The sequence below is a fragment of the Janthinobacterium sp. genome, from assembly GCF_009923995.1.
GTDB lineage: Bacteria > Pseudomonadota > Gammaproteobacteria > Burkholderiales > Burkholderiaceae_D > Janthinobacterium.
Genome location: NZ_RFSK01000011.1, coordinates 89,609 through 102,194, shown reverse-complemented (window position 1 = coordinate 102,194; position 12,586 = coordinate 89,609). Strand labels below are relative to the sequence as shown.

Sequence of the window (12,586 nt, the reverse complement as noted above, 5' to 3'; positions counted from 1 at the left end):
TCAGATCAGGCCGCGCTGCGCCAGGTTCTGGTACAGGGCGCGCACGCCAAAGGTCCAGGGCGGGATCGCATCGCAGCGCTGCACTTCATTGACCAGCGCGCCCAGCGCGGCGCTGGCGATGGTGACGCGGTCGCCCAGGTGGTGCGTAAATCCGCCGCCCTGCGCGCCGCGGTCTTTCACGGGCGAGAACATGGTGCCGAGGAAGAGCATGAAGCCGTCCGGATACTGGTGGTATGCGCCGGCCGTCTGACGCACCAGATCCAGCGGATCGCGGCTGATCTCGCGCATGAAGCTGGCGCCTTCCAGTACAAAACCGTCGTCCGCGCCCTCGATCAGCAGCGATACTTCCGCCTGGCGCACGGTGTCGAGCGTGAAGCCCTCGTCAAACAGGCGGATGAAGGGGCCGATGGCGCAGGAACCGTTGTTGTCCTTGGCCTTGCCCAACAACAGCGCGCTGCGCCCTTCGATGTCGCGCAGGTTGACGTCGTTGCCCAGAGAAGCCCCCAGCACCTGCCCGCGGCTGTTGACGGCCAGGACGATCTCGGGCTCCGGGTTGTTCCAGGCGGACGACGGCAGCAGGCCCACCTGCGCACCGCAGCCGACGGAAGACATGGCTTGCGCCTTGGTGAACACTTCCGCATCGGGACCGATGCCCACCTCCATGTACTGCGACCAGGCGCCCCGCTGCTGCAACTGCTGCTTCAGGCGCTGCGCCGCCTCCGAGCCGGGACGCAGGGCCGACAGGTCGCTGCCCAAAGTATCTTGCAGCGCGCTGCGCAAGCTGGCGGCACGCGCCGCGTCGCCGCCCGCCTGCTCCTCGATCACGCGCTCGAGCAGGCTGACGGCAAACGTCACGCCGCAGGCCTTGATTGCCTGCAGATCGCATGGCGCCAGCAGCAGCGGCCGATCCGCCGGCGCCTTCAACGCTTGCGCCATCAGCGCCTGCACTGGACCGAGCGCGGTGCCCGGCGCATGGCGGGCGATGCCCAGCGCATCGTCGCTCTCGAACAGCTCGGCCACGGTGGCGACCGTTTCTGTGATGTCGACGACTTCACCGCCGCGCACGGCGGCGACGCAAGGGCCATCGCGCCAGATGCGGCCAATCAGGGTGGCCTGCGCCAGGTCGACGGGTAGCAGGGAAGCGGGAGAAATCGGCAACATGGCAGCTTTCAGAAAAATCGTCATCGGGTGGCTAACTTCAAGTCCGGACCGATTCTGCGCGCCGCCATGGGCCACCGCAATTACGAAAATCACCAAATTGCATGATGATTATTGGTATTGCAACGCACCAAAAAATGCCTGGACAAAGCCCTGTGCAGGCTTCCCTTCTCGCGCCTGGGGCGGGCCTTTTTGCGCATCGCATCAATCGCGCCAGCGATACCGTTTTGGATATCGACAATGCGAAAAAAGTGATTGGTGGGGCCGGTATGGACAAACTAGTATCAGCCGTGGCCCACATGCGGCCATCGGCACGGAGCCGGCCCACAGAGACCGCGACGCCGGCACATTCACACTCAAAAGACGGTGGAGACCTGAAATGAAAACAACAATGAAAATGCTGGCCGCAAGCCTGGTGCTGGCGACGTCCGGTATGGCAGTCACTCCCATGGCGAATGCCGCGGACAAGGGCGCCATCGGCATCTCGATGCCGACCAAATCCTCGATGCGCTGGATCGCCGACGGCGACAATATGGTCAAGGTATTCAAGGAGCGCGGCTACAAGACGGATCTGCAGTTTGCCGACGACGATATCCCCAACCAGCTGGCGCAGGTGGAAAACATGATCACCAAGGGCGCCAAGGTGCTGGTGATCGCCGCCATCGATGGCACCACCCTGTCGAACGTGCTGCAAAAGGCGGCCGACAAGGGCATCAAGGTCATCTCATATGACCGTCTGATCCGCGGCACGAAGAATATCGATTACTACGCCACCTTCGACAACTTCCAGGTGGGCGTGCTGCAGGCTGGCTATATCGAATCGGCGCTGAAGCTCAAGGAGGGCAAGGGGCCGTTCAATATCGAACTGTTCGGCGGCTCGGCCGACGACAACAACGCGCACTTCTTCTACAACGGCGCGCTGTCGGTGCTCAAACCCTACATCGACAGCGGCAAGCTGGTGGTGCGCTCGAAGCAGATGGGCATGGACAAGGTAGCCACCCTGCGCTGGGACGGCGCCGTGGCGCAGGCACGCATGGACAACCTGCTCAGCGCCTACTATGGCAATGCACGCGTCGATGCCGTGCTGTCGCCCTATGATGGCCTGAGCATCGGCATCCTGTCGTCGCTCAAAGGCGTCGGTTACGGCACGCCGAAGCAGCCCTTCCCCGTCGTCACGGGCCAGGATGCGGAAATCCCATCCGTCAAATCCATCATCCGCGGCGAGCAGTCATCGACCGTGTTCAAGGACACGCGCGAGCTGGCCAAGGTGACGGCCAATATGGTCGACGCGATGATGAGCGGCAAGACGCCGGCCGTCAACGATACCAAGACCTACAACAACGGCATCAAGGTGGTGCCGTCCTATCTGCTCAAGCCCGTCACCGTCGACAAGGCGAACTGGAAGCAGGTACTGGTCACGGGCAGCGGCTATTACACCGAAGCGCAAGTGAAGTAAGACGCACGCGGTACGCAAGGCCCGGCCTGGCCGGGCCCAGAGAGGCTATATGACGAACACGATCCTGGAAATGCGCGCGATACGCAAGACCTTCCCGGGCGTCGTTGCGCTCGACAATGTGAACCTGCGGGTGCGCAGCGGCGAGATCCACGCCATCGTGGGGGAAAACGGCGCCGGCAAATCCACCCTGATGAAGGTGCTGAGCGGCGTCTACGACCATGGCAGCTACACGGGCGATATCGATTACCAAGGCCAGACGCGGCATTTCCGCGGCATCAAGGACAGCGAGGAAATCGGCATCATCATCATTCACCAGGAACTGGCGCTGGTGCCGTTGCTGTCGATCGCCGAGAATATCTTCCTCGGCAACGAGCCGGCAAAAATGGGGGTCATCGACTGGGAATACGCGCAAGGCAGGACGCGCGAGCTGCTGCAGAAGGTCGGCCTGAAGGAGTCGCCCGATACCCTGGTCACCAACCTGGGCGTGGGCAAGCAGCAGCTGATCGAAATCGCCAAGGCGCTGTGCAAGGACGTCAAGCTCCTGATCCTCGACGAACCCACGGCCAGCCTGAACGAAAGCGACAGCGCGGCCCTGCTCGACCTGCTGCTGGAGCTGAAACGCCAGGGCATCGCCTCGATCCTGATCTCGCACAAGCTCAATGAAATCTCGCGCGTCGCCGATGCCATCACGGTGCTGCGCGACGGGAACACGGTCGGCAGCTTCGACTGCCGCGTGGAGCCCGTCAGCGAAGACCGCATCATCGAAAAAATGGTCGGGCGCGAGATGGCCGACCGCTATCCGCCGCGGCGGCCTTCCATCGGCGAAACCATCTTCGAGGTGCGCGACTGGCGCGTGTTCCACCCTGAGCATGCCGAGCGTCCCGTCATCAAGGGCATCAACCTGCACGCCAGGAAGGGCGAGATCATCGGCATCGCCGGCTTGATGGGTTCCGGACGCACGGAACTGGCGATGAGCATCTTTGGCCGCGCCTACGGCCAGCGCATCAGCGGCACGGTGCTCAAGAACGGCCGGGAGATCGACGTCAGCACCATCGGCAAGGCCATCGCCCATGGCCTGGCATATGTAACGGAAGACCGCAAGGGCCTGGGCCTGATCCTCGAGGAGGACATCAAGAAAAACACCAGCCTGGCCAACCTGGACGCCGTGGCGAAGCACATGGTGATCGACGAGGCACGCGAATTCGGCGTGGCCGACGATTTCCGCCGCAGGCTGAAGATCCGCTGTTCCAGCATCCTGCAAAAGGTGGTCAACCTGTCCGGCGGCAACCAGCAGAAAGTGGTGCTGGCGAAGTGGCTGTTTTCGCGTCCGGACATTCTGATCCTCGATGAACCGAGCCGGGGCATCGACGTGGGCGCCAAGTACGAGATCTACAGCATCATCAGCGAGCTGGCCGCCGAAGGCAAATGCATCATCATGATTTCCTCGGAAATGCCTGAATTGCTGGGCATGTGCGACCGGATCTACGTCATGAACGAAGGCCGCTTCGCGGCCGAATTAAGCGCAGCAGAGGCGTCGCAGGAGAGAATCATGCGCGCCATCGTCACACACGGAGACAAGCATGGAGAATAAACTGACTGCGGATGCGGCAGCGGCGACAGGCAGCCCCCCTGGCACGGTACCGGCCGCCAAAAGCTACGCCGGCTTCCTGAAAAATAATATGCGCGACTACGGCATGCTGCTGTCGCTGATCGTCATCATGGGCTTCTTCCAGTACATGACGGACGGCACCCTGATGCAGCCGCTGAACCTGACCAATCTGGTGCTGCAGAACAGTTACATCGTCATCATGGCGCTGGGCATGCTGATGGTGATCGTGGCCGGCCATATCGATTTATCCGTCGGCTCGGTGGTGGGCTTCGTCGGCGCGCTGGCGGCCGTCCTGATCGTCAATTACCACATGCACTTTATCGCTGCCAGCATCCTGTGCCTGATCGCCGGCGCCGTCATCGGCGGTGCCCAAGGCTATTTTGTCGCTTTTTTCAAGATCCCCTCCTTCATCGTCACCCTGGCCGGCATGCTGGTGTTCAAGGGCCTGACCCTGGCGCTGCTGGCGGGCCAGTCGGTCGGCCCCTTCCCCGAAGGCTTCCAGATGCTCAGCTCGGGCTTCCTGCCCGACCCATTTGGCGGCGAGAACCTGCGCGGCTTCTCGCTGCTGCTGGGGGTGATCGCTGCCGCCGCACTGATTGTCACCTCGCTGCGCAGCCGCGCCAGGCAGCTCAGGCACGGCATGGAAAACGAGCCGCGTACCTTCTTCCTGCTGAAAAACGGCATCTTTGCCGCCGTGATGGTGTATTTCAGCTATCTGCTGGCATCGTACCGCGGCTTTCCCAACGTGCTGGCCGTGATGTCGGTGCTGATCGTCGCCTACACCTTCATTACCAACCGCACCGTGCTGGGACGCCGCGTCTACGCCGTGGGCGGCAACGAAAAGGCGGCGCGCCTGTCCGGCATCAAGACGGAACGGGTCAGCTTCTACACCTTCGTCAACATGGGCATGCTGGCCGCGCTGGCGGGCTTGATCTTCGCGGCACGCCTGAACACGGCCACGCCAAAGGCGGGCACGGGCTTCGAACTGGACGTAATCGCCGCCTGCTTCATCGGCGGCGCCTCCGCCTCGGGTGGCGTGGGCAAGGTGATGGGCGCCGTCATCGGCGCCTTCATCATGGGTGTCATGAACAACGGCATGTCCATCATGGGCATCGGCATCGACTACCAGCAGGTGATTAAGGGACTGGTGCTGCTGGCGGCCGTGTTCATCGACGTGATCAACAAGAACAAGTAGACCGGTTCGAGCCTTAGGGGGCTCTGGCCGGCGTCCGCGCCGGCCTTTTTCATTGTATTGCCAGCCGCGCCGCCCGATCCCCCCACCACGCCGCTTCCTCGAACACGGAAAAGCCCGACAAATCGGCATGCGCGAACAGGATGGCACCGTCGTGCTCGCGCAGCGCTTTCAAGCCCGCATTGCTGCGAAATCCCGGCAAGGGAGCGGCCATGGCGTGGCCGCGCACGGTGATGTCGACACGTTCGACGCAGTTGGCAAAATCGCGCCCGTACGACGTTTTCAGGTCGACACTGGCCAGCGCCAGCAATTCCTCGGGCGTGGCCGTGTCAAGCCATTTGCGGGCCTGCTGTGGCGTGCGGTCGGACAGGGCCACGTAAGCGCTGAAGACGGTTTTTTCGGGTGGACGCACGCGGATATCCTGGTGCGTGGCGACGACATAACCGAGACCAGGCTCCTGGTACACCACGTTGTCCCAGCACAGGGGCGCGTGCGGCAGTTCGTCGGGAAAGCGCTTGAGCAGGAAGTTGGCTACCATCCAGGGCGCATACGCGGGCGTATCGCGTTTGAGGTCGAAACCATAGTCGGCGATATTGCTCACCACGCGCGCAGCCACATACAAGGGCATGGCACAGATGGCCTTGCGCGCCTTGACCAGGTAGGTACGCGGCTGACCATCGACCAGTTCCAGGCACAGCGCCTCGACGCCGTTGCTCGTCGTCGTGAGGGAAACCACCGTGCCCGCATGACGTTTGACACCTGAGGCTTGCTCCATGGCCGTGGCGACCGGTTGCATGCCGCCCGGCCAGGTCAGCCAGGCGCCATTGCCGGCATTCGCTGCCTGGCCCCAGCGGCTGCAGTAGTAATGCAGGCCGGCCCAGGCCGACACCTGATCGTAGCGCGTGCCGTAGTCGTCGCGGCAGCAGTAGTTCAAATACCAGTGCAGGGTGGGCGAGGTATAGCCTTCGCGCTCCAGCCACTGCTTCAAGGTGATGTCATCGAGCGCCTGCCAGGCCGGGTCCTGCGACGACTCCACGGTGGGGAAGACGAAGACGCGCTTGCCATCGTTGCCATGCGTCTGGCGCAGGCGCCGTACCTCGGCAAAGAAGCGCTCGTGCTGCGCCAGTTCCGCCGGCGGCACGCCCTCCGTGGGAATGAAGCCGTCCTGCCACTGGCCGTTGAACAGCAGGCGTTCCTCGGGCGCGTGCAGGATGTAGCGCTCGTCATAGGTCGGCTTTTCCGCCATCGGATCGCGTTGGATGATGCCCAGGTCAAACAGGATTTCGCGCACGTGCGTCGATTCGGGCGACGGCAGCGGCAGATAGTGGCCGCCCGTAGGATAGGCCAGGTCGCCGAACTGCCCGCCAGCAGCATTGCCATACGGCTGCGGCCCATCGATCATGAGGAAATCCCGGTGCCCCAGCTTGTTCAGGCGCCAGGCGGCCGTCAGGCCCGCGATGCCGGAACCGAAGATGGCCACGTCGGTACTGATGGTTTCCGCAGGCGGCGGCAAGGTCTTGTGCTCGCGCAGCAGCTCGCGCAAATAGTGGCCTTCCGTGCGGCCCGGATACAGCACCCTGGGCGTGATTTCCTGCCAGCGCAGATACGCGGCGATGCTGCCGGTGCCGGCCAACGCTGCCGCGGTCCCGCCGGCAGCCCACAGCATGAAGGAACGGCGCCGCATCAGCGGATCACCCGGTTCCAGTCCTGCTCGAATTCATGCACGAGTGACTGGGTATTCAGGCGGTTCGGCGCCATGGGCAGGGGCTGCATGTCGGGCGGGAAGAGGAACATCTCGCGCGTGGTGTCCGCATTCAGGTAGCGCATGGGCAGGCGGTATGTCGCCGGCGGCTGGTAGTCGAGCTGCGGCGAGGCGAGTATAAAACCCCATTCGCCGAACGAGGGCACGTAGGCATGGTAGGGCCAGGTGCGCATGCCCACTTCACGCAGGGTGGCATCGATGGTCCAGTAGGCGTGCGGTGCGAAGAACGGCGACGTCGACTGCACCACCATCAGGCCCTTGGCGGCCAGGTGCTTTTTCACCAGGTCGTAGAACGGCACGGAATACAGTTTGCCAAGCGCGAAACTGGACGGATCCGGGAAGTCGACGATGGCCGCGTCGAACATGTCGCCATTATTGCGCAGCCAGACGGCGGCATCGGCATTGACGACGGTGACGCGCTTGTCAGAGAACGAGCCGTTGTTCAACTTGGCCAGTTCCGGGCGCGTGGTAAACGCTGCCGTCATGGCGGGGTCCAGGTCCACCAGCGTGACGTGCTCGATATTCGGATAACGCAGGATTTCGCGCAGCGCCAGGCCGTCGCCGCCCCCCAGCACCAGCACGCGGCGCGCCCAGGGCAGCGCTTCCAGCACGGGATGCACGAGCGCTTCATGGTAGCGGTACTCGTCGCGTGAGGAAAATTGCAGGTTACCATTGATGTACAGGCGTGTATCGTCCTTCCAGCGGGTGATCACGAGGCGCTGGTAAGGCGTGGTAGTGGAATACACGATCTCGTCGCCGAACAGGCCGTGTTCGCCCCAGGCCACCATGCGATCGGACATGGCAAAGCCGGCGACGAGCAGCAGCATCACGGCACAGGCGCGCAGGAAACGTCCGGTCAGGTTCTTCAGCTCCGCGCGAAACACATGGATCGTCCACAGGCCCACGCCCACATTCAGCATGCCGAACAGGAAACCCGTGCGTACCAGGCCCAGGTAGGGCGACAGCACCAGCGGGAACAGCAGGGAGACGGCCAGTGCGCCCAGGTAGTCAAAGGTCAGCACGCGGCTGACCAACTCGGAAAATTCCGTCTGGCGCGAGTTCAGGGCGCGCATCACCAGCGGCACTTCCATGCCGACCAGTGCGCCGATGAGGAAAACCATCACATACAATAAGGCGCGGAATGGCGCCGCCATCCACGAGAATGTCATGAAGAGGATGGCGGCCGACAGGCCACCGATCAGGCCCACGGCCAGTTCGATGTCGACGAAGCGCGAGAGCACGTCGTCATCCCGCACATACTTGGAAAAGTGAGCACCCACACCCATGGCAAACAGGTAGCAGCCGATGATGGTGGAAAACTGCAGGATGGAGTCGCCGAGCAGGTAGCTGGACATGGCGCCGGCGATCAGCTCATAGGCGAGGCCGCAGGAGGCGACCACGAAGACGGACAAGATCAGAATCTTTTTGTTCATGGGGCTTTTTTTGTTCTAATATGCTGTGACGTTATTAACTTGATCATTCGTTGCTCATCTCGGCCTCGTCTTGCCGCGAGCCGGACGCGCGATCACTACGAGGAATGCCGTGCCCGACATCCTAAACTATCTGATCCATCTTTTACTGGCCGCCGCGCTGCTGATTGTATTTTTTATCATCTATACGCGCGTCACGCCCTACGACGAAGTGCTGCTGATCCGCCAGGGCAACCAGGCGGCGGCCCTGTCGCTGGGCGGCGCCATGCTGGGCTTTTCCGCCACCGTTGCCTCGTCGCTGATGCACACGGCCGACTATCAGCAGTTCTTCGCCTGGGCCTTCGGCGCCATGCTGGTGCAACTGCTGGCGTACGTGGTCACCACGCGCCTGCTGCGCATGTCGAAGGACCAGATCGAATCGAACAACAGCGCTTTCGGCGGCCTGCTGGCCGCCATTTCCCTGTCGATCGGCGCCATCAACGCCGCCTGCATTTCCTGACACCGCTTCATCTTATTCAAGGATATCCATCATGAGCCTCGGCAGCTTCATCAAGAAACAGTTTATCGACGTACTGCAGTGGAACGAAGAGACGGACGGCGTGCTGGCCTGGCGCTTCCCCATGCAGGATTTCGAGATCCAGAACGGCGCCATCCTGAATGTGCGCGAATCGCAGGTGGCCGTCTTCGTCAACGAAGGCAAGATCGCCGACGTCTTCGGTCCCGGCACGCACAAGCTGACGACGCAAACCCTGCCGCTGCTGACCAACCTGAAAAACTGGGACAAGCTGTTCGATTCACCGTTCAAGTCGGACGTGTATTACTTCAGCACGCGCGTACAGACGGGCCGCAAGTGGGGCACGCCGCAGCCGATCACCATCCGCGACAAGGATTTCGACATGATCCGCGTGCGCGCCTTCGGCATGTACTCGTACCGCATCGCCGACGCCCGTACCTTCTTCACCGAAATCAGCGGCACGCGCGAGGTCTACACGCGCGACGAGGTGGAAGATCAACTGCGCGGCATTTTGATGTCGAGCATGGCCAGCTCGCTGGGCGGCGCCAACGTGCCCTTCCTCGACATGGCGGCCAACCAGGCGCTGATGGCGCAGGAAGTCAAGGATGGCCTGGCGCAGGCTTTCGCCCGCTATGGCGTGGGCCTCAATGAATTCAACGTGGCCAGCATCAGCCTGCCCGAGGAATTGCAGGCGGCGCTGGACGAGCGCATCTCGGCCGGCATGAAGGGCGGCCTGGGCGCCGACAAGATGAGCGGCTACACCAAATTCCAGGTGGCCAATGCGATCCCGCTGGCGGCGCAGAACGAGGGCGGCATGGCCGGCATCGGCGCGGGCCTCGGTGCCGGGCTGTCGATCGGCCAGGTGATGGCGCAAAGCATGGGCGGCGCGCTGCAGCAACCCGCTCTGGCACCTGCGGCGCCACCGGCGCCCGCGGAAGAGCCGATCGAGGCGCGCCTGGAAAAGCTCAAGGGCCTGCTCGACAAGGGTCTCATCTCGCCAGCCGACTACGACGGCGCCAAGGCTGAACTGCTGAAAAAACTGATCGGCTAAGCGCGACTGCATGCAAACTGTTTCCTGTCCCAGCTGCGGCGCGGAAGTTCACTTCCGCTCGCATGCTTCCGTGCTCGCCGTGTGCGAGTACTGCCACAGCACCATTCTGAAGGACGCCGATTCCGTCAAGGACGTGGGCAAGATGTCGGCCGTCCTGGAAGACTATTCACCGATCCAGATCGGCACGGCCGGCGTCTACGATGGCCGACACTTCACAGTCGTCGGGCGCATCCAGCAGCGCTATAGCGCCGGCACGTGGAATGAGTGGTATGTGCTGTTCGACGACACGAGCACGGCCTGGCTGGGCGACTCGTCCGGCCTGTACACCATGACGCGCGAACGCGCCACGCAAGACGCCCTGCCCGCCTTTGGCGAGCTGGCACCGGGCAAACGCTATACGATCTGCGGTGAACCCTACACGGCTGCCGAGATCCGCAACGCCGAATGCATCGCCGGCCAGGGAGAATTGCCGTTCAAGGTGGGCGCCGGCTGGCGCATCCAGGTGGCGGACTTCCGCAACTACGCCAGTTTTGTCACGCTCGACTACACGGATGGACCGCACCCCGTCGTCTACCAGGGCGTGGCCGTCACGCTGGCAGGCCTGCAGTGCCAGCTGCTGCGCGACGACGATACCATCGCCAAAAGCGCCGGCAAGTACCGTGGCAAGCTCGATGCGCTCGACTGCCCTTCCTGCGGCAGCGGCATCAAGTACATCCCGGGCGCGGCGGCGCAGCTGGTCTGCCCCGCCTGCCACGCCCAGCTTGACGCCAGCGGTCCGGAAGCACAGGTGCTGGCCATCGCCAAGCAGGTGCACGACAACGTCGACATCACCCTGGAGCTGGGCGCCAGCGCGAAGATCAACAATGCCGACTTCACCGTCATTGGCATGATGCGCCGCGCGGACGATGAGGGCAGCGAGTGGAATGAATACCTGCTGTACGGCGCGCGCGCCGGCTTCTTCTGGCTGGTGGAGACGGACGACGGCTGGTCGCGCTCCAACGTGCTGCCGAACTGGCCCACCTGGCCGTCCATGGATGCCGACCGGTGCGCGCTCGACGGCACCACCTATGCCAAGCTGTATGACTACGGTTCGCAGGTGGTGTATGCGGCGGGCGCCTTCAACTGGAAGGTGACGGTCGGCGACAGCACACGCGTCTATGAATTCGAACAGGGGCAGACCAAACTGGCGGCGGAAATCACCGAAGAGGAGATGACCTGGTCACGCTCCGTGCCCGTCGCCTACGACCAGATGAGCGCCTGGTTCGGCGCCGCCTTCCATGGCGTGGCCGCTGGCCGCAACATCAAGCTCAGTCATACGCAAACCGCCAGGATCTTCATCGCCATCGTGCTGGTCCTGAACGCGATCCCGATGTTTGTCTCGTTTTCCAGCACCCTGCTATGGAGTGTGCTGGGCTGCCTGGCGCTGTTCCTGCCGGCCGTTTTCCTCGACAAGAATGCAAAGAATTCCCCATGAGTAAATATGTGATCTACGCGCTGATGGTGACCTTCACCGTCACGACCACCAACTGGGTGCGCATGTTCATGCTGACCAGCAGCACCATGCGCAGTACCAGCACGAACACTGGCGGCAGCAGCTGGAGTTCGCGCACGGGCACGGGCGGCGGCAGCTACGGTGGCGGCTACGGCGGAGGCTCGGGCGGCGGCGGCGGGAGCCACAAATAAGCATGGCATCCATAGCGCATCTGCCCCTGGGCACCCATCTTCTGGCCGACCTGTCTGGCATTCTTGCTGAGCGCCTGCGCGACTGCGACGCACTCGAACGCCTGCTGCGCGAAGCCGCCGTCGCGGCTGGCGCACAGGTGCTGCACGGCCATTTCCACAGCTTTGGGCCGGGCCAGGGCATCACGGGCGTGCTGCTGCTGGCCGAATCGCACATTTCCATCCACACCTGGCCGGAATGCAACTTTGCCGCCGTGGATATCTTCATGTGCGGTGCGGCCCAGCCGCAACGGGCGCTGGACATCGTCAAGGATGCGCTGCAGGCGACCCAGTGCCAGTTGCAATCCGTGCGGCGCGCACCGCCCTCATCGCCTTCCCCCAACTGAAAGCCCCCATGCAAGACGCCTTGATCACCACCGCCTTCACCCTGCCCGGCCAGCGCATCGTCAGCAACCTTGGTGTCGTGCGCGGCATTACCGTGCGCTCACGCTCCATCGTCGGCAATTTCTTTGGCGGCATCCAGTCTCTGTTCGGCGGCAATATCACCATCTATACAAGCTTGTGCGAACGGGCGCGCGCCGACGCGTATCAGCTCATGTGCGACCACGCGCGCGCCATGGGAGCCAACGCCATCATCGGCATGCGCTACGACGCCACGGACGTCATGGCCGGCATCACCGAAGTGTTGTGCTATGGCACGGCCGTCATCGTCGAAGCGGAAGCCTGAGGTCACT

Annotated in this window: 13 protein-coding genes; 10 read left to right on the top strand and 3 right to left on the bottom strand. The window is 63.0% G+C overall.

Features of this window, described 5'->3' with window-relative positions:
- Window positions 1–1,161 (bottom strand): fumarylacetoacetate hydrolase family protein, encoded by a 1,161-nt coding sequence (locus tag EBS11_RS08340; RefSeq protein WP_290601973.1) that lies wholly within the window; start codon window positions 1,159–1,161, stop codon window positions 1–3.
- A gap of 101 nt (window positions 1,162–1,262) precedes the next feature.
- Between EBS11_RS08340 and EBS11_RS08335 the strand changes: the two genes are divergently transcribed.
- The 4 genes from EBS11_RS08335 to mmsB are packed head-to-tail and all read left to right on the top strand — an operon-like array spanning window position 1,263 to window position 5,418.
- Entirely contained in the window at window positions 1,263–1,541 is a 279-nt protein-coding gene (locus EBS11_RS08335; RefSeq protein ID WP_290601972.1) for a hypothetical protein, read from the top strand.
- Complete coding sequence (gene chvE / locus EBS11_RS08330) at window positions 1,538–2,614, top strand: multiple monosaccharide ABC transporter substrate-binding protein (protein ID WP_290601971.1); 1,077 nt, start codon at window positions 1,538–1,540, stop codon at window positions 2,612–2,614. The genes EBS11_RS08335 and chvE overlap by 4 nt, the downstream gene beginning before the upstream one ends.
- Window positions 2,615–2,663: 49 nt before the next feature.
- Window positions 2,664–4,205, top strand: coding sequence for a multiple monosaccharide ABC transporter ATP-binding protein (mmsA, locus tag EBS11_RS08325; RefSeq protein ID WP_290601969.1), 1,542 nt, complete (start codon window positions 2,664–2,666; stop codon window positions 4,203–4,205).
- Complete coding sequence (mmsB, locus tag EBS11_RS08320) at window positions 4,195–5,418, top strand: multiple monosaccharide ABC transporter permease (RefSeq protein ID WP_290601967.1); 1,224 nt, start codon at window positions 4,195–4,197, stop codon at window positions 5,416–5,418. Before mmsA ends, mmsB begins: the two co-directional genes overlap by 11 nt.
- A 49-nt stretch (window positions 5,419–5,467) precedes the next feature.
- On the opposite strand, the gene EBS11_RS08315 is transcribed toward mmsB, so the two are convergent.
- A complete protein-coding gene (locus EBS11_RS08315) occupies window positions 5,468–7,099 on the bottom strand; it encodes an NAD(P)/FAD-dependent oxidoreductase (RefSeq protein ID WP_290601965.1) in 1,632 nt (543 codons plus the stop codon).
- Window positions 7,099–8,610, bottom strand: a complete 1,512-nt coding sequence (locus EBS11_RS08310) for a polyamine aminopropyltransferase (protein WP_290601964.1) — start codon at window positions 8,608–8,610, stop codon at window positions 7,099–7,101. Before EBS11_RS08310 ends, EBS11_RS08315 begins: the two co-directional genes overlap by 1 nt.
- A 109-nt stretch (window positions 8,611–8,719) precedes the next feature.
- On the opposite strand from EBS11_RS08310, the gene EBS11_RS08305 reads away from it, so the two are divergent.
- From EBS11_RS08305 to EBS11_RS08280, 6 genes are read left to right on the top strand one after another with little or no spacing between them, the layout of a single operon-like run.
- Window positions 8,720–9,106 (top strand): DUF350 domain-containing protein, encoded by a 387-nt coding sequence (locus EBS11_RS08305; protein ID WP_290601963.1) that lies wholly within the window; start codon window positions 8,720–8,722, stop codon window positions 9,104–9,106.
- 31 nt (window positions 9,107–9,137) lie between these two features.
- Window positions 9,138–10,172 carry an SPFH domain-containing protein gene (locus tag EBS11_RS08300; RefSeq protein ID WP_290601962.1) on the top strand — a complete coding sequence of 345 codons (1,035 nt, stop codon included), beginning with the start codon at window positions 9,138–9,140 and terminating at the stop codon, window positions 10,170–10,172.
- A gap of 10 nt (window positions 10,173–10,182) precedes the next feature.
- Window positions 10,183–11,646: a DUF4178 domain-containing protein gene (locus EBS11_RS08295; protein WP_290601961.1), complete on the top strand. Its 1,464-nt coding sequence runs from the start codon at window positions 10,183–10,185 to the stop codon at window positions 11,644–11,646.
- Window positions 11,643–11,855, top strand: a complete 213-nt coding sequence (locus EBS11_RS08290; RefSeq protein ID WP_290601960.1) for a hypothetical protein — start codon at window positions 11,643–11,645, stop codon at window positions 11,853–11,855. The genes EBS11_RS08295 and EBS11_RS08290 overlap by 4 nt, the downstream gene beginning before the upstream one ends.
- Window positions 11,856–11,857: 2 nt before the next feature.
- Window positions 11,858–12,238 carry an adenosylmethionine decarboxylase gene (gene speD, locus EBS11_RS08285; protein ID WP_290601959.1) on the top strand — a complete coding sequence of 127 codons (381 nt, stop codon included), beginning with the start codon at window positions 11,858–11,860 and terminating at the stop codon, window positions 12,236–12,238.
- An 8-nt stretch (window positions 12,239–12,246) separates the two neighbouring features.
- Window positions 12,247–12,579: a YbjQ family protein gene (locus EBS11_RS08280; protein WP_290601958.1), complete on the top strand. Its 333-nt coding sequence runs from the start codon at window positions 12,247–12,249 to the stop codon at window positions 12,577–12,579.
- Window positions 12,580–12,586: the final 7 nt, after the last annotated feature.

Bases quoted from the DNA above. Each gene is read 5' to 3' on its own strand.
- EBS11_RS08300 (WP_290601962.1), top strand. From the start codon at position 9,138: ATGAGCCTCGGCAGCTTCATCAAGAAACAGTTTATCGACGTACTGCAG.
- speD (WP_290601959.1), top strand. From the start codon at position 11,858: ATGGCATCCATAGCGCATCTGCCCCTGGGCACCCATCTTCTGGCCGAC.
- EBS11_RS08335 (WP_290601972.1), top strand. From the start codon at position 1,263: ATGATGATTATTGGTATTGCAACGCACCAAAAAATGCCTGGACAAAGC.
- EBS11_RS08310 (WP_290601964.1), bottom strand. From the start codon at position 8,610: ATGAACAAAAAGATTCTGATCTTGTCCGTCTTCGTGGTCGCCTCCTGC.
- chvE (WP_290601971.1), top strand. From the start codon at position 1,538: ATGAAAACAACAATGAAAATGCTGGCCGCAAGCCTGGTGCTGGCGACG.
- EBS11_RS08290 (WP_290601960.1), top strand. From the start codon at position 11,643: ATGAGTAAATATGTGATCTACGCGCTGATGGTGACCTTCACCGTCACG.
- mmsB (WP_290601967.1), top strand. From the start codon at position 4,195: ATGGAGAATAAACTGACTGCGGATGCGGCAGCGGCGACAGGCAGCCCC.
- EBS11_RS08315 (WP_290601965.1), bottom strand. From the start codon at position 7,099: ATGCGGCGCCGTTCCTTCATGCTGTGGGCTGCCGGCGGGACCGCGGCA.
- EBS11_RS08340 (WP_290601973.1), bottom strand. From the start codon at position 1,161: ATGTTGCCGATTTCTCCCGCTTCCCTGCTACCCGTCGACCTGGCGCAG.
- mmsA (WP_290601969.1), top strand. From the start codon at position 2,664: ATGACGAACACGATCCTGGAAATGCGCGCGATACGCAAGACCTTCCCG.
- EBS11_RS08295 (WP_290601961.1), top strand. From the start codon at position 10,183: ATGCAAACTGTTTCCTGTCCCAGCTGCGGCGCGGAAGTTCACTTCCGC.
- EBS11_RS08280 (WP_290601958.1), top strand. From the start codon at position 12,247: ATGCAAGACGCCTTGATCACCACCGCCTTCACCCTGCCCGGCCAGCGC.